The organism is Rhodocaloribacter litoris (assembly GCF_011682235.2).
Taxonomy (GTDB): Bacteria; Bacteroidota; Rhodothermia; order Rhodothermales; family ISCAR-4553; genus Rhodocaloribacter; species Rhodocaloribacter litoris.
In genome coordinates this window covers 1,538,861-1,556,743 of record NZ_CP076718.1, presented here as the reverse complement: position 1 = coordinate 1,556,743, position 17,883 = coordinate 1,538,861, and the positions used below count along the sequence as shown (strand labels likewise).

Sequence of the window (17,883 nt, the reverse complement as noted above, 5' to 3'; positions counted from 1 at the left end):
GGCGTGTGTGACGGGTTGTCGCACGCAGCGCCCCGGCTGTGGCATCGGGAGGCGGTCAGGGCCGGGAACGCACGGCGGTGATCACCTGCTCGATGGCGCTGAGCACCAGCTCGGGTTCCTCCACATGGACGTAGCTGCCGCTCGAGGTGGTCACCCGGTGGGTGCCTTCCCGGGCGCCGGCAAGCCAGGCGCGGTGCAGGGCTTCGCGGGCCTTCAGGCCTTCGGGCCGCTCGTGGACCCAGCGCGGCGACGGTACGGGGCGCAGCGTGGAGATCACCACGACGGGCACCGGCGGCGGTTCTGCGGCGCCCGGCAACACGCCGCGGTCCAGCACCCGGGCGAAGGCCTCGAACTCGGCCCTGAATGCCGGCATCGCCTCGTGAAAGGCCCGCTTCCGGCGGAGGTATTCCTCCCAGCTTTCGGCGTCCAGCGCCTTCCAGGCGGCGGCCAGCTGCTCGTGGGCCGGGTCGATGAGCACGAGGCCGCCCACCTCGTCCGGGTAAAGCGCGGCGAAGCGGCGCACGATGAAGGCCCCGGCGTCGTGGGCGACGAGCACGTAGGGCGGCGCAGCACCGGTCGCCTGCAGCAGCGCGTGCAGTTCCCGGGCCATCTGCTCGGGCGAGCGCGGCGTAACGGCCGGGCCCGACTGCCCGAGGCCGGCCCGGTCGTAGGCGATCACCCGCGCCCGGGTGGCGATCACCGGCTGCACCCGGCGCCAGACCTCGTGGCCGTCGCCCGGCCCTGCCTCCAGCACCACGGTGACGTCGCCGGCACCCTGCTCGACCGTGTATAGCATGGTGCCGTCCTCCAGCTCGACCCGCCGGGACGTGGGCGCCGTGGCGTTCCGCACCCGCTCCGCCGGGCCCGGATAGCGGACGGCCTCGTAGGCCGATCGCGTGAGTCCCCAGATGCTGAAAGCCAGGTCCAGATCAAAATCGTCCGGGGAGACTGCGATGCCGGGAGGGGCCATGACGATGGGACCGACGTACCCCCGGCCGTCCCTGCAACTTCCTTTGTACGGGCCCTTCGCCTGGCGCAACAGCCGGCACCGGATCTCGAACCCGGGGTTCCAGGAGAAGGAGAGGGTGTTTTCCTCCAGCCGGAACGCCTGCACGGGCACCCGGCCGATGGCGCCGTAGGTGGTGACCTGGAACGAGTCGGCCACGGCCTTCACGTCGAAAAGCATCTCGACGATCTCGCCCCCCGGCGAGACGGCATGGGCCTGCCAGCGTTCCGCTTCGGCCGGCTGGGCCCGGGAGGCGAAGGCAGAGAGGCCGGCCAGGAGTAAGAGCAGGAGGACCCGCCGGCACGGCACGGCCGGGTTGACGGGGGCAGACGGGCCGGGAAAAGGGAAACGGGGCATGAGATTTACAACGGGCTGTTTCAGCGGACGAAGCATTCCGCGGAAATTCGGGATCCCTTTTGCTTCTGCACCATTTTATCCATCATCTTGTCAATTTACAAGGCCGGCGGCATGAAGGCGGTTTGCTCGAAGTGGATGTCGGGCGCGGCCCTGATCTATCTGGTCGGTTGCCTGTGTGCCGGTGCGGTCTGTGCGCAGACCGCCACGGTCCGGGGATTCGTCACGGATGCCGAGAACGGGGAGCCGCTTCAGGGGGTCAACGTCGTGCTCGAGGAAGCATCGGGGGCGCTGCGGGGCACGGTAACCGACGGGGACGGGGTCTACGGGATCGGATCGATTCCGCCCGGCCGCTACCGGCTGCGGGTCTCCTTCATCGGCTATGTGACCCACCTCGACACGCTCGACCTGCCGGCCGGCGCCATCGAGATCATCAATATAGCGCTGGTGCCGGGTGAAACCCAACTGGAGGAGGTGGTGGTCGAGTCGGAGGAGGAGACGGGGGCGGCGGGGCTGCGGGCCGGCATGCAGTCGATCCGGCCGAAGGAAGTCGACGTCGTGCCCATGCCGGACGTCTCCGGCGACCTCGCGGTCTTCCTGACGACGTTGCCGGGGGTCGTCACGCTGGGAGACCGGGGGGGACAGTTCTACGTGCGCGGGGGTGAGCCGGCCCACAACCTGGTGCTGCTCGATGGCATGTACGTCCATCAGCCCTTCCACCTGCTCAACTTCTACTCCGCCTTTCCGGCTGACATCATCAACCGGGCCGACTTCTATGCGGCCGGTTATGGCAGCCCGTTCTCGGGTCGCATCTCCTCCGTGCTCGACGTCTATTCGCGCAACGGCAACAAGCGGCAATATGCGGGGGCCGTCTCGGTGGCGCCGTTCATGAGCAGCCTGCTGCTGGAAGGTCCCCTGCTCACCGACCGGCTCTCCTTCCTGGCCTCGGTGCGCCGGTCGGTCATCGAGCACGGGGCGCAGCACTACATCCGCCAGCCGCTGCCCTTCCAGTTCGGTGACGCCTTCGGCAAGCTGCATTTCGTCGTCAACGAGAACCACCAGCTCTCGATCAGTGCCCTGAGCACCTACGACCAGGGCTCGCTGGAGGAACCGGCACCGGACCGTGACCTGGAAGAGATCCGCTGGCGCAACCGGGCCGTGGGGGTGCGCTATCTTTTCCTGCCGAAACGCGTTCCGTTCGTCGGTGAGATTTTGCTGTCGTATTCGAGCCTGCGATCGGAGTGGGGTGACCTGGCGGCGCCGGAGCGGTATACGGAGTTCGACGGGTTTAACTATGCCATCAACATGACCCATCACATGGGCAGTGCCCAGTGGAAGTGGGGCCTGTTCTGGCGTGCGCCCGAGATCACCTCCGTGCTGGGGGGGCTCTTTCAGAACGTGGAGTTCGGCTTCAGCCGCCGGCACAAGGCGGGGGCCTATGTGGAGCCGGATCTGCTCATCGGCAGGCACGTGCGGGTGCGGCTCGGGCTGATCGCCCAGCTTTTCCCCGGCCAGCGCCAGCCCTCGATCTTCGAGCCCCGGGCACGTATCGCCTGGCATCACGGTATCCACGAGGTGAACTTCGGGATGGGACTCTACCACCAGGAGGTGTTCGGCCTCAACGACCGCCGGGATGCGACCAACCTGTTCACGGCCTGGCGCAGCGCCCCGATGGGCGACCTGTCCCGGGCGTTGCACCTGCTGCTGGGATACCGCGTCCAGCCCGTACCCTGGCTGGAGGTGGCCGCGGAAGGATACTTGAAACGGATCACCAACCTGTACATCGCCGAGTGGACCGCCTTTCCGCGACTTTCGAGCCGGCTTCAGGAAGCCTCCGGACGTGTGGCGGGGCTCGACCTGCGCCTGGAAGTGCGCCGCCCGCGCTTCCACGGCTACGTGACCTATAGCCTCTCGTCGGTGCTCTATGAAGCCGAGCAGGCGGCGCTGCAGCTCTGGTACGGCGTGGAAACGCTCCGCTTCCATCCCCCCCACGACCAGCGACACCAGATCAACATCGTGGCCGCCACCCGGCTGGCCGGCGTCGACCTGAGCCTCCGCTGGAGCTTCGGGTCCGGCCGCCCCTTCAGCCGGGTCTACGGTTTCGACGGTTTCGTCTTCATGCACGGTGTGCAGGACCTCTTCGAGGTGCCCGACGAGCAGCGGGTCATCTACGAGCGCCCCTTCCAGGGGGTCCTGCCGACCTACCACCGCCTCGACGTCTCCGCCGAACGTCGTTTCGACCTGGGCGGGCCGGTGCTGACGGCCCAGGCCGGGGTGCTCAACGTGTATGACCGGCGCAACCTGCTGGCACTGGACGTTTTCACGCAGCGCCGTACCGACCAGTTACCCGTCCTGCCCACCGTGGGGCTCAAGCTGGAGTTCAACTGATGACCTACCCTGCCTCGAACGCACATCCCCCGTGTGCTTCCCGGTCCGGGCGACCCCGGCCGGGACAACGGGCTACGACCATCCCTTCCGGCCCGATACGGGCCTTGATGGTGGTGATGATGCTGGCGTGGACGACGGGCTGCGAGGAAGCCGTGCAGCCCAACCTGGGCATCGACCTGCCCTACACGCTCTGGGGTATCTTCAACCCGAAGGCGGACACGCAGGCCGTCCGCGTGTTCGAGATCGAGGAGAACCTGATGCTGGTCCGCCCCGAACCCATCGACGCCGTCGTGACGTCGACCGACCTGACGCTGGGGGAGCAGCGCGTCTGGCAGGACTCGCTCATCCGCCTCGCCGACGGCGACTACCGGCACGTGTTCTGGTCCGCCTTCCGGGCCGTACCGGGGCATACCTATCGTCTGGAGGTGGCGCGTTCGGACGGTGCGCGGAGTAGCGCCCAGGTGAAGGTGCCGCCGCTGGTGACGCTGGAGGTGCTGGAACCGGATGCGCAGCAGGTCCGGCAGGCCCGGCAGACCCTGGCCGTGCAGGGCGCGGCGCCCAGCCTGCCCCGCGTCGATCTGACGTACTTCGTCATCAGCGCCCACAGCGGTGGCAGCCAGGCCGTACAGAGCGAGGTCGTGCTCTCACATGACGGCCAGGCCGTCCGCCGGGATAGCGGCTGGACGCTGGAGGTCGACTTTTCAAACAGCTTCTTCTTCATCCTGGGCCTGCTGGATTTGCAGGACCGGCCCGTCGACATCATCGAGCTGCTCGAGGTGGAGGCCCACATCCACGTCGGCGATGAGAACTGGGTGTCGCCGGCACCCGGCGGGCGCTTCGATCCCGACTTCCTGGTGGAACCGGGGGTGTTCGACAACGTGGAGAACGGGTTCGGCTTTGTCGGGGCCGGCTACGTGGAGACGATCAAATGGCGTCCTCCGGACGAACTGCTCCGGCACGCGGGATTCCGGCGAGTCGGCGAATGAGCCGCCGCCCGTTCGCGGGCCCGTTTCTTCCCGGGCCCGGGGGCGACGTCACCCCCGTTCTTTTTCGGCGAGTTGGCGGAGGTAGGCCCGCACGACGGGGTGGTTCGGCTTGTACTTTAGCGTTTGCTCCCAGGCTTGCCGGGCCTCTGCCGGGCGTCCGGCGTTGGCATAGACGACCCCGAGGTTGAACCAGACGTCGGCGAGCGTGGAATCGATGCCGAGGATGGCCCGGTAGCGCCGGATGGCGCCGGCCGTGTCGCCGTTCTCGGCCATCAGCAGCGCCAGGTTGCTCTGGAGGTAGAGGTTCTCCGGCTGCAGGGATACGGCCACTTTGTAGGCTTCCACGGCCCGGCCGTACTGCTCGGCCCGGCGCAGCAACTCACCCAGCCGGACCCAGTTGGCCAGCACCTCCGGTTCACGGTTGATGGCGTCCTGCGCCTCGTTGATCTGTTGCTGGAGTTGCTGGGCGCTGTCGGCGCGGGCGAAGTAGCGCCGGGCTTCGTCGGCCCGGCCGAGCCGCATGAGCACCTGGGCGTAGTTGAACTGTGCGCCCTGGTGCCACCGCAGCGATTCGGCCACGGGCTGGAGGTAGGCCCGGGCCTCCTCGTTCCGGCCCATCCGGTGCAGCAGCGAGCCGACGATGTACCGGTAGTTGAGGTTGTCCGGCTTGAGGCGTAAACCGTGGCGCGAGGCGGTCAGGGCCTGGTCGAGCTCGCCCATCTCCTCATAGAGCTGGCCGAGCCACATGTGGGCGGTGGCGTTGGTACTGTCGAGGGCGAGGGCGGCTTCGTAGGCCATGCGGGCGCTGTCCGGCTCGCCCAGCCGGGCATAGGCGCGCCCCAGTTCCAGCATCAGGCCGGAGGTGGGCTCGAGTTTCCGCTCTTCCTTGAACCAGTCGATGGCGTCGCGCAGCTTGCCGGCCCGGAAGGCGTTCAGCCCGATGTTGTAGCGCGCCCCCCGGTAGGCCGGGTCCAGGCGCAGCACCTCCTGATAGGCGGCCTGGGCCAGCTCGAGCTGGTTCAACTGCGAGTAGACCAGCCCGCGCAGGAAATGGAGGTCGGCCAGGTCGGGTGCGTAATGCTCGGCGCTGTCGGTCAGGGCCAGGGCCAGGGCATAGGCCCCGCGCTCGTAGGCCCGCTGTCCCTCGATCAGGAAGGCCCCAACCCGGGGATCCACCGTCATCCGTTTCCGCTCGGTGATGGTGAGGGCTTCCGAGTCCGGCCCGGAGCGACAACCGGCAAGGAACAGCAGGACTGCAAAGATGATCGTGAATGCTTTCATCGGGTTAAAAGATTTGGGGTTGCGGATTGCACGTTGCGGGCGTCGTCCCGGATCACGGCAGGCTGCCCGCCCGCCCGATCACGCGCCGCCGCACCACCCCCTCCCCCTCCACCAGCCACACCTCCACGTCGTAGCCCTCCACCCCCGAAACCTCCTCCTCCAGCCCGCTCGGCCAGCGCACCCACAGCGCCTCCACCGCCCCCGCCAGCCCGAACGTGGCCACCCGCTCCGACTGCGACAGGTAGCTCGAACCCCCCTGCAGGCGCCGCTCCTGCCACTGCCCGCCCGCRCGCACACGCAGGCGCGTGCCCAGCCCGGAACGGTTGCTCTGCCGCCCCTCGACGTGCACGCGCAGGACGTGCCCGCCGGGCAGGTCGTTGCGCCAGAGGTGGGCCGGCCCGTCGTTCTCGGTCAGGAGCACGTCCAGGTCGCCGTCGCGGTCGATGTCGGCGTAGGCGGCCCCGCGGGCCACCAGGGGACGGGTCAGCGGGCCCGCCTCGGCCACGAACTCGTCGAAGACCCCGTCCCCGCGGTTCAAAAACACCTGCGGCCGCTGGCGGAAGGTCACGCCTTCGATCACCTCGGCGATGTGGGTCTGGACGTGCCCGTTGGCGAGGAGGAGGTCGAGGTCGGCGTCGAGGTCGAGGTCGGCGAGGAAGAGGCCGAAGGTGAGGGTGAGCAGGGAGGGGTATCCGATGCGGGAGGCGGCGTCGCGGTTGAGGAAGAAGCCGTCGCCGGTGTAGCGGTAGACGCCGACCATTTCTTCGGAGAAGTTGCCGACGAAGAGGGTGGGATGTCCGGAGGGGTCGACGACGCCCGCGTCGATGCCCATGCCCGCCCGGGCCTTGCCGTTGTCGTCGAAGGCGATGCCGCGGGGTACCCCTACTTCAGTGAAGGTGCCGTCGCCGTTGTTTTCGTAGAGCAGGTCGCGTTCGGTGTCGTTGGCGACGGCGAGGTCGGGCCAGCCGTCGTCGTTGTAGTCGAGCTCCACCACGCCGAGGGCTTTGTCCCGTGCCGGTTCGATGCCGCCAAGGAAGCCGGCCTCTGCGGTGCGTTCGGTGAAGGTGCCGTCGCCGTTGTTGCGGTAGAAACGGCTGGGAACGCCCGTGTATTCCTGGGGGGTGCAGTACGCTTTTTCGCCGTTGTGCAGGCACACCAGATCCTTTTCGGGGGACCAGTCGACGTAGTTGGCCACGAACAGGTCGAGGTGGCCGTCCCGGTCGGCGTCGAAGAAGAGGGCGGAGCTGCTCCAGTCGGCGTTGTTGGCGATGCCTGCTTCGCGGCCGACCTCGGTGAAGGTGCCGTCGCCGTTGTTGCGGAAGAGCATGTTCTCGTAGAGGGTCGTCAGGAAGAAGTCCTGGTCGCCGTCGTTGTCGTAGTCGGCCACGGCCAGGCCGAAGGCGTAGGTTGCGACGCCGGTGAGGCCGGCCGCCTCGGTGACGTCGGTGAAGGTGCCGTCGCCGTTGTTGCGGAAGAGGCGGAGCGAGGGAGTTCCGGCAGGGCCGTGACCGCGAAAGGCACCGCCGGCCACGAGGAGGATGTCGGGCCAGTCATCCCCGTCGTAGTCGAGGAAGCCGCCGCCGGCACCGACCGTCTCGGGCATCCAGACGTGGCCGAAACCGCCGTTTTCGTGGCGGAAGCCGGCGAGGCCGGCCGTCTCGGTGACGTCGGTGAAGGGTACCGGCACGCCGGCCGGGGGCACTTCGCCGGAGGAGGCGGCGGAGCAGGCGAGCCGGCTGAGCGCCAGCCCCAGCAGGACCAGCACCGTGATCCCGGCCCGGCGCGTATACGCCGGGGCGTATGTGCTGCACGTCGTTCGCATGAGAACCCTCTGCGTTGCCCGTGCGGGCCGGTTGCGGATTGCACGTTGCGGGCGTCGTCCCGGATCACGGCAGGCTGCCCGCCCGCCCGATCACGCGCCGCCGCACCACCCCCTCCCCCTCCACCAGCCACACCTCCACGTCGTAGCCCTCCACCCCCGAAACCTCCTCCTCCAGCCCGCTCGGCCAGCGCACCCACAGCGCCTCCACCGCCCCCGCCAGCCCGAACGTGGCCACSCGCTCCGACTGCGACAGGTAGCTCGAACCYCCCTGCAGGCGCCGCTCCTGCCACTGCCCGCCCGCRCGCACACGCAGGCGCGTGCCCAGCCCGGAACGGTTGCTCTGCCGCCCCTCGACGTGCACGCGCAGGACGTGCCCGCCGGGCAGGTCGTTGCGCCAGAGGTGGGCCGGCCCGTCGTTCTCGGTCAGGAGCACGTCCAGGTCGCCGTCGCGGTCGATGTCGGCGTAGGCGGCCCCGCGGGCCACCAGGGGACGGGTCAGCGGGCCCGCCTCGGCCACGAACTCGTCGAAGACCCCGTCCCCGCGGTTCAAAAACACCTGCGGCCGCTGGCGGAACGTGATCTTGTCCTGGCCGGCAAGCCGGTCCGGGTAGACATGGCCGTTGGCGAGGAGGAGGTCGAGGTCGGCGTCGAGGTCGAGGTCGGCGAGGAAGAGGCCGAAGGTGAGGGTGAGCAGGGAGGGGTATCCGATGCGGGAGGCGGCGTCGCGGTTGAGGAAGAAGCCGTCGCCGGTGTAGCGGTAGACGCCGACCATTTCTTCGGAGAAGTTGCCGACGAAGAGGGTGGGATGTCCGGAGGGGTCGACGACGCCCGCGTCGATGCCCATGCCCGCCCGGGCTTCACCATGCTCGCTGAAGGCGAAGCCACTGACGACCCCCTTCTCGGTGAAGGTGCCGTCGCCGTTGTTTTCGTAGAGCAGGTCGCCTTCGCCGTCGTTGGCGACGGCGAGGTCGGGCCAGCCGTCGTCGTTGTAGTCGAGCTCCACCACGCCGAGCGACTTGCCGGGGGCGGGCAGGAAGCCGGCCTCGGCGGTGCGTTCGGTGAAGGTGCCGTCGCCGTTGTTGCGGTAGAAACGGCTGGGAACGCCGTCGTAGTCGGCGGGGACGCAATAGAGCTTGACCGCGCCGCCCTCGGGGCAAAACTTGTCGGTTTCCGGGGTCCAGGGGACGTAGCCGCCGACGTAGAGGTCGAGGTGGCCGTCCCGGTCGGCGTCGAAGAAGAGGGCGGAGCTGCTCCAGTCGGCGTTGTTGGCGATGCCTGCTTCGCGGCCGACCTCGGTGAAGGTGCCGTCACCGTTGTTGCGGAAGAGCATGTTCTCGTCGAGATTGGTGACGAGGAAGTCCTGGTCGCCGTCGTTGTCGTAGTCGGCCACGGCCAGGCCGAGGGTGTAGGCGCGGATGCCGGCGAGGCCGGCCGCCTCGGTGACGTCGGTGAAGGTGCCGTCGCCGTTGTTGCGGAAGAGCCAGATGGCTTTCACGGGGCGGTTGTCCCAGGTGCCGCCGCCGAGCAGGAGGATGTCGGGCCAGTCATCCCCGTCGTAGTCGAGGAAGCCGCCGCCGGAGCCCATCATCTCCGGGTACCACTTGTTGCCGACGGCGCCGTTTTCGTGGCGGAAGCCGGCGAGGCCGGCCGTCTCGGTGACGTCGGTGAAGGGTACCGGCACGCCGGCCGGGGGCACTTCGCCGGAGGAGGCGGCGGAGCAGGCGAGCCGGCTGAGCGCCAGCCCCAGCAGGACCAGCACCGCGATCCCGGCCCGGCGCGTATACGCCGGGGCGTATGTGCTGCACGTCGTTCGCATGAGAACCCTCTGCGTTGCCCGTGCGGGCCGGTTGCGGATTGCGCGTTGCGGGCGCCGTCCCGGATCCGTGTGCCGGGGACGTGGCCGGGTTTCCGGTGCCTGCATACGGTGCGGCAAACCGCCTCGTATCTTTTCCTCCATAGCTTTTATCAATATAGGGAATCGGGCCGGGGTTTCCGCAAACCTTTCCCCCGATCTCGCGTAATTTGCAGCCCTGTCGCTGTTTTCCCCTCTCGTTTCGTTTCGAAGTGCCTGAACGCGCCGGCTTCTTCGCACGGGTTCGTTACCGGTCGGGGCTTTGGTCCGCCGGGCGGGGGTGTGCCGTGGCGGTGCTGGTGTGGCTCGGGGCCGCCTGTGGTACCCCGGTCGATGCGCCGCGCGTCTGGCACGAGGAGGACGGTTACCGTTGGATCGAACTGCCGCCTCCTTCGGGGAGCGGTGCGGGCTTCGAGGAACTGCCGGCCTCGAAGACGGGCATCGCCTTCGTCAACACGCTGCCCGAAGCGGACTTTCTCCAGAACCGTCACTACCTCAACGGGGCCGGGGTGGCCGTCGGTGATGTGGACGGCGACGGCCTGCCGGACCTCTACCTGGCGCGGCTGCGCGGGCCCAACGCGCTCTACCGCAACCGGGGGGGCTGGCGCTTCGAGGACGTCACGGAGGCAGCCGGCGTGGCGGCGCCCGACCGCTTTTCCACCGGTGCCGTCTTCGCCGACGTCGACGGCGACGGGGACCTCGACCTGCTGCTGACGGCCATGGGGGGGCCCCATGCCCTCTTCCTGAACGATGGCACGGGCCGTTTCACCGATGCCTCGGAAACGGCGGGGCTGCGGGCGACCCCCTCGGGCAGCACCTCGATGGCTCTTGCCGACGTCGACGGCGACGGGGACCTCGACCTTTACGTCGCCGCCTACAAGACCCGCTCCGCCGGAGACATCTTCCCGCCGCACGTCCGCTCCCTCGAACGAACCGTGATCCGGGAAGAGGGCACCTATAAAATCGCGCCGGGTTTCGAGGAACACTATGCGCTGATCGTGCGCGAAGAAGGCCTGCTGCGCATCGAGAAGGGCGAGGCCGACGTCTTCTACGAAAACACCGGCGGGGGACGCTTCCGGGCCGTTCCCTGGACGGACGGCGCCTTCCGGGATGAGGACGGCCGTCCCCTGCCCGAGCCGCCCCTCGACTGGGGGCTGGCGGCCCGCTTTCAGGACGTCAACGGCGACCTCGTACCCGACCTCTACGTGTGCAACGACTTCGAAAGCCCGGACCGCTTCTGGCTCGGCGACGGCCGGGGCGGCTTCCGGCTCGTGCCCCGCCTGGCGCTCCGCAAAACGAGCCTCTCGACGATGTCCGTCGCATTCTCCGACGTCGACCGGGACGGCCACCTGGACTTCTTCCTGGCGGACATGCTCAGCCGCGACTATCGCCGTCGCCAGACCCAGGTGGGGCTCACGATCCCCATGACCACCGGCATCGGCGAGATCGACGACCGCCCCCAGGTGGTGCAGAACACGCTGCAATGGAACCGGGGCGACGGCACCTACGCCGAAGTCGCCCGGATGAGCGGGGTGGCGGCCTCCGAATGGACCTGGTCCAGCACGTTCCTGGACGTGGACCTCGACGGGTATGAGGATCTGCTCCTGACCACCGGCCACACGTTCGATGTGCAGCACGCCGACGCGCAGCGCCGCGAGATGCAGCGCACCGCCGCCCTCACCGACCCGCAGGGGTTCCGCCGGCTGCTGCTCGATTTTCCCGGCCTCTACCTGAAGAACATCGCGTTCCGCAACCGGGGAGACCTGACCTTCGAGGAGGTGCCGGACGGCTGGGGCCTCGGTTCTCGCCCCGACGTCTCGCACGGCATGGCGCTGGGCGACTTCGACGGCGACGGCGACCTGGACGTGGTCGTCAACCGCCTTCATGAGGCGGCGGGGGTCTTCCGCAACGAGGCCACGGCGCCACGCCTGGCCGTGCGCCTGCACGGCCGGGCGGGCAACACGCAGGGCATCGGCGCAAGGGTCCGGGTCTATGGCGGGCCGGTGCCGGTCCAGGAGCAGGAAGTGACGGCCGGCGGGCAATACCTCTCGGGCAGCGAGGCGCTTCTCAGCTTCGCTGCCGGAGACGGCCGGGGCGGGGTGGCTGCGAACATGACGATCGAGGTGCGCTGGCGCAGCGGCCGCCGCACCCGCATCGAAGGGGTCGCCGGCAACCGCCTCTACGAGATCTACGAACCGTCGACGCCCGCCCCGGCGGCGCCGGCGGCGGACACGGCTGCCGCCCCGGTCTTTGCCGACGTGAGCGACCGGCTCGGGCACACCCACCCCGAAGCCCCCTACCGCGACTACGACCGCCAGCCCCTCCTGCCGCGTCGCCTGAGCCGGCTGGGGCCCGGCGTGGCCTGGGCCGACCTCGACGGCGACGGCGACGACGACCTGCTCATCGGTGCCGGGCGCGGCGGCCGCCTCGCCGTTTTCCTCAACGACGGCCACGGCCGCCTGCGACGCTCCCCCGCCGGGGAGGAAGCCCCGGACGACCTGACCGGCCTCGTGGCGATACCCCGTCCCGAAGGCGGGGCGCTCGTGCTGGCCGGCGTCTCGAACTACGAGAGCGGTCTCGCCGGGGTCTCCCGCATCGACGTCTATGCCGCGGACGCGGCCGGGCGCCTGGTGCCGCACGACCGCCTCCCCTTCGGCCGGGACGCCATCGGCCCCCTGGTACCGGGCGACTTCGACGGCGACGGCGACCTGGACCTCTTCGCCGGTGGACGCCTCGTCCCGGGGCGGTATCCGGAACCCGCCTCGTCCCGTCTTTTCCGAAACGACGAAGGACGCTTCCGGCATGACTCCGGCCGGAGTGCCCCCTTCGACGCGGTGGGGCTCGTGTCCGGCGCCACCGCCGCCGACCTCGACGGCGACGGCCGGCTCGACCTCGTGCTCGCCACCGAATGGGGGGCGCTCCGCTACTTCCGGAACGAGGGAGACGGCCGCTTCGCCGACCGGACCGAAGCGGCCGGCCTGAGCCGGTTCACCGGCTGGTGGAACGCCGTGGCGCCGGGCGACTTCGACGGCGACGGCCGGCTCGACCTCGTCGCCACCAACTGGGGCTGGAACGGGCTGCACGGCCGCCACGGCCCCGGCAACCCGCCCCTGCGCCTCTACTACGGTGACTTCGATGCCAACGGCATCCCGGACGTGCTGGAGGCCCATTACGAGCCGTCGATGAACGACTACGTGCCGGACCGCGGGCTGAACGTGCTCATGCAGGCCCTGCCCTACGTCGGCAGCCGGGTGGCTTCCTTCGAGCAGTTCGCCGCCGCCACGCTGCGCGAGCTCGTCGGCCCCCGGCTGGACCGGGCCGCCTACCTGGAGGCGACGACCCTCGCCCACATGCTCTTCCTGAACCGGGCGACCGGCGACGGCCAGGTGCGCTTCGAGGCCGTGCCCCTCCCGGTGGAAGCCCAGGTGGCCCCCGCCTTCGCGGTCGTCGTGGGCGACTTCGACGCCGACGGTCGCGAGGACGTCTTTCTCAGCCAGAACTTTTTCGCCCTGCCGTTCGAGGTGCCCCGGCAGGATGCCGGGCGGGGACTGTGGCTCCGGGGCGACGGCACCGGAGGCTTCGAAGCCGTACCGGGGCACGTGTCGGGGCTGCGCATCTACGGCGAAGGGCGCGCCGCCGCTGCCGCCGACTTCGACGGCGACGGGCGTACGGACCTGGTGGTCACCCAGAACGGGGCCGAGACGAAGCTCTATCGCAACACAGGGGCGACCGCCGGCCTGCGGGTGCGACTGGAAGGCCCGCCCGGAAACGCCGCCGGCCTCGGTGCCGTCGTGCGCCTCGCGTACGCGGATGGAACCCTCGGTCCGGCCCGTGTGGTGACGGCGGGGGCCGGCTACTGGTCGCAATCCTCGCCGGTGCAGGTGATGGGGGCTCCTGCTGAAGCCGTCGTCGTCGCCGTCCGGGTGCGCTGGCCGGACGGCCGCCGGACCGAACACGCGGTGCCGCCCGGGGCGACGGAGGTCCGGGTGGGCCCGGCCGATCAGCCGCCTCGTCCGTAAGGGAAGGCCTGGATGCCGTTTCTGCGAGAAGGTCGTGCATGTTTCGCAGGGTTCGACTGCACGCAGAAAAAACCGCCGCCTCTGCGCGGTTGGCCGAGGCGGCGGGGGAAGGGGTGTTCGGGAGGTCGGGAGCGAGATCAGAACATCAGAATCCGATCTGCACGCCGACGCGATGCACGTCGCCGAAGAGGCCCCAGTCGGTGTAGGCATAGTCGGCGCCGAAGCGGATGTTCGAGATTGCGTGGTGGACGCCGGCGCCCAGGCTGATGCCTTCCTCCTCGCTGATGGTCTGTTCGAAGCCGCCGCGGAGCGAGAAGATGTCCATGAAGGTGTATTCCAGCCCGAACTTGATGTGCTCGTCGAAGTCACGTGGCCGCTGGGCGTCCACGTGGAGGCGGAGGCGATGCACGTCCGGGTTGGCGGCCGTGAAGTCCAGCAGGTTGATGGAGGTGCCGATCTGGAACGTCAGGGGCAGCTCGAAGCGCTCGCGCACGTAGGTCTGCTCCTGGGCGAAGTTGCGCACCGTCATGGCGATGACGAGGCTGCGGAAGCCGGTCATGTAGACCACGCCGAAGTCGAAGGCCAGGGTGCCTTTGGCGTAGCTTTCCGTGGCGGTGACCAGGCCCGGGTTGAAGGAGGAGCCGGTCTGGGAGTCGAAGTCCTGGGCCGTGACGAAGTCGTCGCCGATGTTCTGGTAGGCGTATTTGATATGGATGCCGGCGGCGAAGCGGTCGCTGAAGGCGCGGGCATAGCCGAGGCCGACGGCCAGGGCGGTCGGGCTGTAGTTGCCCGTTTCGACGAAGCCCGCCTCGTTGTTGGCGCGGATCGTGCCGATGAAGTCGCCGTAGTCGACGTTGACGACCGAGAGGCCGAAGACGCCGTAGTTGCCGCCGCCGGGGCGATAGGCCAGGCTCAGGATGTTATAGTTGATGTCGGTGATAAAGGAGAGCATGCCGGCGCTGGCGTGGAACGACCCCGGCATGCCGGCCATGCTGGCCGGGTTGTAGAAGAGCGAGGTCGAGGAGCCTGCCATGTCCGACATGACCGCCCCGCCGAGGGCGGTGGCCCGGGCATCGACCGAGACGGTCAGGAACTTCATGCCGGTCTGGGCGCGCTTCTTGGTCTCGACCTCCGTGTCCGGCGTCACGATGCGCTGCGCAAAGGCCGGGGCGACCAGCAGCAGGGCAAAGACGAAGGTCAGCGTGGGGGCGTGGAAGCAACGTTTCATGATGTCGCCGATGGATTGGGGGATGCCTGCGGCTGCCGGTGTCGGGGAGGGGGCTGGGCAGGTCATCCCGCTTTGAGCGAAGAACGATCGAAGGGGGATGCGGGCCCCGCCCCGTGCAAGGGCGGGGCCCGTCCCGTTTAGCGAATCACGGTGAACTTCAGGAAGGCGCGGGCCGGCCCGCCCGGTGGCGGGTTGTGGTCCTCGATGACGGCGATGTAGATGCCGCTGACGAGGAGCTGGCGCGCCGCCGTGGTCAGGTTCCAGAACTCGTCGCCGCTGCCGTCTGTGTGCTCGATGGTGTGGACGAGTTCACCGACTTCGGTGAAGATCTTGATCGTGCACTCGGGCGGCAGGTTGAAGAAGGCCACGCGATCTTCTTCGGCGAAGCGGACGCCGGTGTCGGAGCCCAGGTTCACCGGGTTGGGCACCACGCGTGCATCGGCCACCGTCCCCGTGGCGCCCGGACCGACCCCGTAGGGCGGGCGTTTGAGGTTGACGGGCAGGTACGTCTGCGTCAGGTACCGGCTGCTCGTCAGCGGGACGCCGCCCGGGGTGCCGGTGATGGCGCGCGGGTCGTCCGGTTGCGGTTGCCCGACGGCGATGATGTAGTAGAAGTAGTTGGTACCCCGGTTGGCCGTGCGGTCCTCGAATGAGGTTGCACTTGCCGGCAGTTCCGGGGTCCCCGGGCAGCCGGCGATGCACTGGTACCCGGTGACCAGGACCTTCTTGTCCGGGGTCGAGGCCCAGGGGCTGTCCTGGAGCTGGTAGATGCCGTTGCCGTCGGGGTCCAGCAGGTTGTCATGGAAGCCGCTGGAGCGATAGATCTCCCAGTGGTCGATGGGAGGGCCGCCGGCGGGATGGGGTTCCCACGTCAGTTCGATGGCGTCCGGCAGGCCGTTGACGTTGAAGCGGATGGGGGCAAGCGGAGCCTCGGGGATCGGGTAGCGGCTCATGCGGTTGCTGGCTGCGTAGAGATCCCGGGCCCGGAAGAAGGTCTGGAACAGCGAGTCCCGGGCCGTCATGACCCATTGGTTCTTGGTCAGGCGTTCGCTGCCTCGTTCCGGGCAGGCGGTGCACCCGTTGCCCTGATAGGCCGGAAGGCCGATGAGGTTGTAGTCGAAGGGTTTCTCGTCGATCTGGCCGTCGCCGTTGGCATCGTAGTTGATCGGCCGCGCGTCGTCTCCGCCGGAGCGCTTGTAGGCACGTCCGACCTGAACGCTGGCGTCGTAGCTGAGGCCGGAGACGCCTTCGACCACTGCGTGATAGATACACTCGCCGAAGGCCAGGTCATACGGCCCGATCGCCTCGAAGGGGGCAAACCCACCCTGGGCGGCAGGGCCGTGGCCGGTGCTGGCGTCCTTCGTCGGCTCCCAGAACTTGCCGCTGGGCTCGACACGGTCCGCGTAGTGGGGGAACATCCGGGCATACGGCAGCCGGTTCGGGTTTTCGCGGGTCAGGATGCCCAGCTCGTAGTAGTTCTGGTGGCTCTCGCCGGTACCGGCCAGGGGTTCGTCCTGGTCCATCCATCCGATGACGGCCGGCTGGCACGTGGCCACCGTCTCCGGTGTGCACCGGACGTACGTCTCGTCGGTGGGGCTGCTGTCGACGTGCAGGGTGGCCCGGCCGATGAACGTGGCCCCGGAGAGGCGGCCCACCGAGTCCCCCGGCGCCACGCCCCAGTCCTGCGACTGGTCGATCCAGAGCGGGCTTCCCAGATTATTGTACTGGGTGACGCTCGGGTCGTAGCCCTGCCAGACGTAGAAGGCTGTGAAGTCGACCGGGTAGTCCATGTGGCCGTCGCCGACGACGTCGATCATGTTGAACTTGCCCCAGGCCTGGCCGTTGCTGCCCTGCCAGGCGGCCTGCCCGGCGCTGCGCCAGCGGCGCATGCTGAAGAAGTAGACGTCGTTCAGGGTCTGGTTCGGCAACTCGATCTCCTCATCGGCGTCGGTGTTGCCTGTGTTGCAGTATTCGTACTCGATCAATGCGAATTAAGGGTAGAACGCGAGGATCCACATCGCCGCGGCTAGCCGCCCGAAGACGTGCACCAAGAGGCCCTCGAACGAACGCACCTTCGAGGCCACCTCGATGCCCGTCTTCTGCTCGATCCAATTGAACAGCGACTCGATCGGCTGCCGGCGCTGACTGACCCGCCGCGAGTACACCTTCTCGGTCAGCAGCACATCGGTCTGCCCCTTGCGCTTCTTCACCGGCGTGCACAGGTGCAGGTTCTGCTCGGCTGCCAGGCGCTCGCCTAGCTCACGGTCGGCGTAGATCTTATCGGCAAAGAGACGCCCCTCGTGCAGGCGCGGTAGGATCTGTCGGGCCACGGTCAGGTCATTGGCCGGGCCGGGAGCCAGTCCGATGTAGAGCGGCAGCGGCATCGTGCCGGGACGCCGCCGTGCGACGACATGTACCTTGACGCCGTAGAAATACAGGTTCTTCGAGGCGCAGAAGCCTTTGCCGGCGATGTGCGGAGCGACCCTGGCCCAGGCCGAGCGCTTCTGCTGGGCCATCACGACCGGAAAAGAGTCGATGATGTAATCGGTTGGTTCACCAGAGCGCTCTGCAGGTCGCTCACCAGAGGACTGGCGCGGACATGCCTCCAGGGCTGCTTCGACCAGCAGGGGGAAGGCATCGGCCAGCCGGTTGAGGCGCTGCACGAAGGCGACGTAGGAGGGCAGTTTGGGGAAGAAGGCCATCAGGTGGTCGCGGGTGTAGGCGTAGATGTCGGTCAGCGTGCGGCGCTGCTGCATGAGGCCGAAGAGGTAGACGGTGAGGACTTCTTCATCGGAGAAGGCCGGCGAGTGGTTGTTGCTCAGGCGCTGGGCAACGACGCAGAGGCGGCGCTGATACTGCTCACAGACGTGGAGGAACAGATGAATGAGCGTATATTGCCAGTCCATGGGGTCCTCGGGCGTTTGGTTGGAGGTGAGGGGTCATCTCC

Annotated in this window: 10 protein-coding genes; 3 read left to right on the top strand and 7 right to left on the bottom strand. The window is 68.5% G+C overall.

Annotated elements, in window-relative coordinates:
• Positions 1-55: 55 nt before the first annotated feature.
• Positions 56-1,363, bottom strand: a complete 1,308-nt coding sequence (locus tag GQ464_RS06380; RefSeq protein ID WP_166980817.1) for an alpha/beta fold hydrolase — start codon at positions 1,361-1,363, stop codon at positions 56-58.
• Positions 1,364-1,450: 87 nt separating this feature from the next.
• On the opposite strand from GQ464_RS06380, the gene GQ464_RS06375 reads away from it, so the two are divergent.
• Complete coding sequence (locus tag GQ464_RS06375; RefSeq protein ID WP_228350674.1) at positions 1,451-3,748, top strand: TonB-dependent receptor; 2,298 nt, start codon at positions 1,451-1,453, stop codon at positions 3,746-3,748.
• Positions 3,749-3,855: 107 nt separating this feature from the next.
• Positions 3,856-4,734: a DUF4249 family protein gene (locus tag GQ464_RS06370; protein WP_166980813.1), complete on the top strand. Its 879-nt coding sequence runs from the start codon at positions 3,856-3,858 to the stop codon at positions 4,732-4,734.
• A 48-nt stretch (positions 4,735-4,782) separates the two neighbouring features.
• Here the strand turns inward: GQ464_RS06370 and GQ464_RS06365 are convergent, their stop codons facing one another.
• From GQ464_RS06365 to GQ464_RS06355, 3 genes are all read right to left on the bottom strand, one after another.
• Positions 4,783-6,015, bottom strand: a complete 1,233-nt coding sequence (locus tag GQ464_RS06365; RefSeq protein ID WP_166980811.1) for a tetratricopeptide repeat protein — start codon at positions 6,013-6,015, stop codon at positions 4,783-4,785.
• 52 nt (positions 6,016-6,067) lie between these two features.
• A complete protein-coding gene (locus GQ464_RS06360) occupies positions 6,068-7,837 on the bottom strand; it encodes a CRTAC1 family protein (RefSeq protein WP_228350673.1) in 1,770 nt (589 codons plus the stop codon).
• Between the two features lie 64 nt (positions 7,838-7,901).
• On the bottom strand, positions 7,902-9,653 hold the full coding sequence (locus GQ464_RS06355) for a CRTAC1 family protein (RefSeq protein ID WP_228350672.1): 1,752 nt from the start codon (positions 9,651-9,653) through the stop codon (positions 7,902-7,904).
• A gap of 329 nt (positions 9,654-9,982) precedes the next feature.
• Here GQ464_RS06355 and GQ464_RS06350 point away from each other — a divergent pair, with 329 nt between their 5' ends.
• Positions 9,983-13,708: a CRTAC1 family protein gene (locus tag GQ464_RS06350; protein ID WP_228350671.1), complete on the top strand. Its 3,726-nt coding sequence runs from the start codon at positions 9,983-9,985 to the stop codon at positions 13,706-13,708.
• A 145-nt stretch (positions 13,709-13,853) separates the two neighbouring features.
• Here the strand turns inward: GQ464_RS06350 and GQ464_RS06345 are convergent, their stop codons facing one another.
• From GQ464_RS06345 to GQ464_RS06335, 3 genes are all read right to left on the bottom strand, one after another.
• Positions 13,854-14,936: a PorV/PorQ family protein gene (locus GQ464_RS06345; RefSeq protein WP_166981544.1), complete on the bottom strand. Its 1,083-nt coding sequence runs from the start codon at positions 14,934-14,936 to the stop codon at positions 13,854-13,856.
• Between the two features lie 137 nt (positions 14,937-15,073).
• Positions 15,074-16,921, bottom strand: a complete 1,848-nt coding sequence (locus GQ464_RS06340) for a hypothetical protein (protein WP_166981541.1) — start codon at positions 16,919-16,921, stop codon at positions 15,074-15,076.
• Between the two features lie 6 nt (positions 16,922-16,927).
• On the bottom strand, positions 16,928-17,842 hold the full coding sequence (locus GQ464_RS06335) for a transposase (protein ID WP_228350222.1): 915 nt from the start codon (positions 17,840-17,842) through the stop codon (positions 16,928-16,930).
• Between the last annotated feature and the right edge of the window lie 41 nt (positions 17,843-17,883).

Bases quoted from the DNA above. Each gene is read 5' to 3' on its own strand.
- GQ464_RS06380 (WP_166980817.1), bottom strand. From the start codon at position 1,363: ATGCCCCGTTTCCCTTTTCCCGGCCCGTCTGCCCCCGTCAACCCGGCC.
- GQ464_RS06370 (WP_166980813.1), top strand. From the start codon at position 3,856: ATGGTGGTGATGATGCTGGCGTGGACGACGGGCTGCGAGGAAGCCGTG.
- GQ464_RS06365 (WP_166980811.1), bottom strand. From the start codon at position 6,015: ATGAAAGCATTCACGATCATCTTTGCAGTCCTGCTGTTCCTTGCCGGT.
- GQ464_RS06345 (WP_166981544.1), bottom strand. From the start codon at position 14,936: ATGAAACGTTGCTTCCACGCCCCCACGCTGACCTTCGTCTTTGCCCTG.
- GQ464_RS06335 (WP_228350222.1), bottom strand. From the start codon at position 17,842: ATGGACTGGCAATATACGCTCATTCATCTGTTCCTCCACGTCTGTGAG.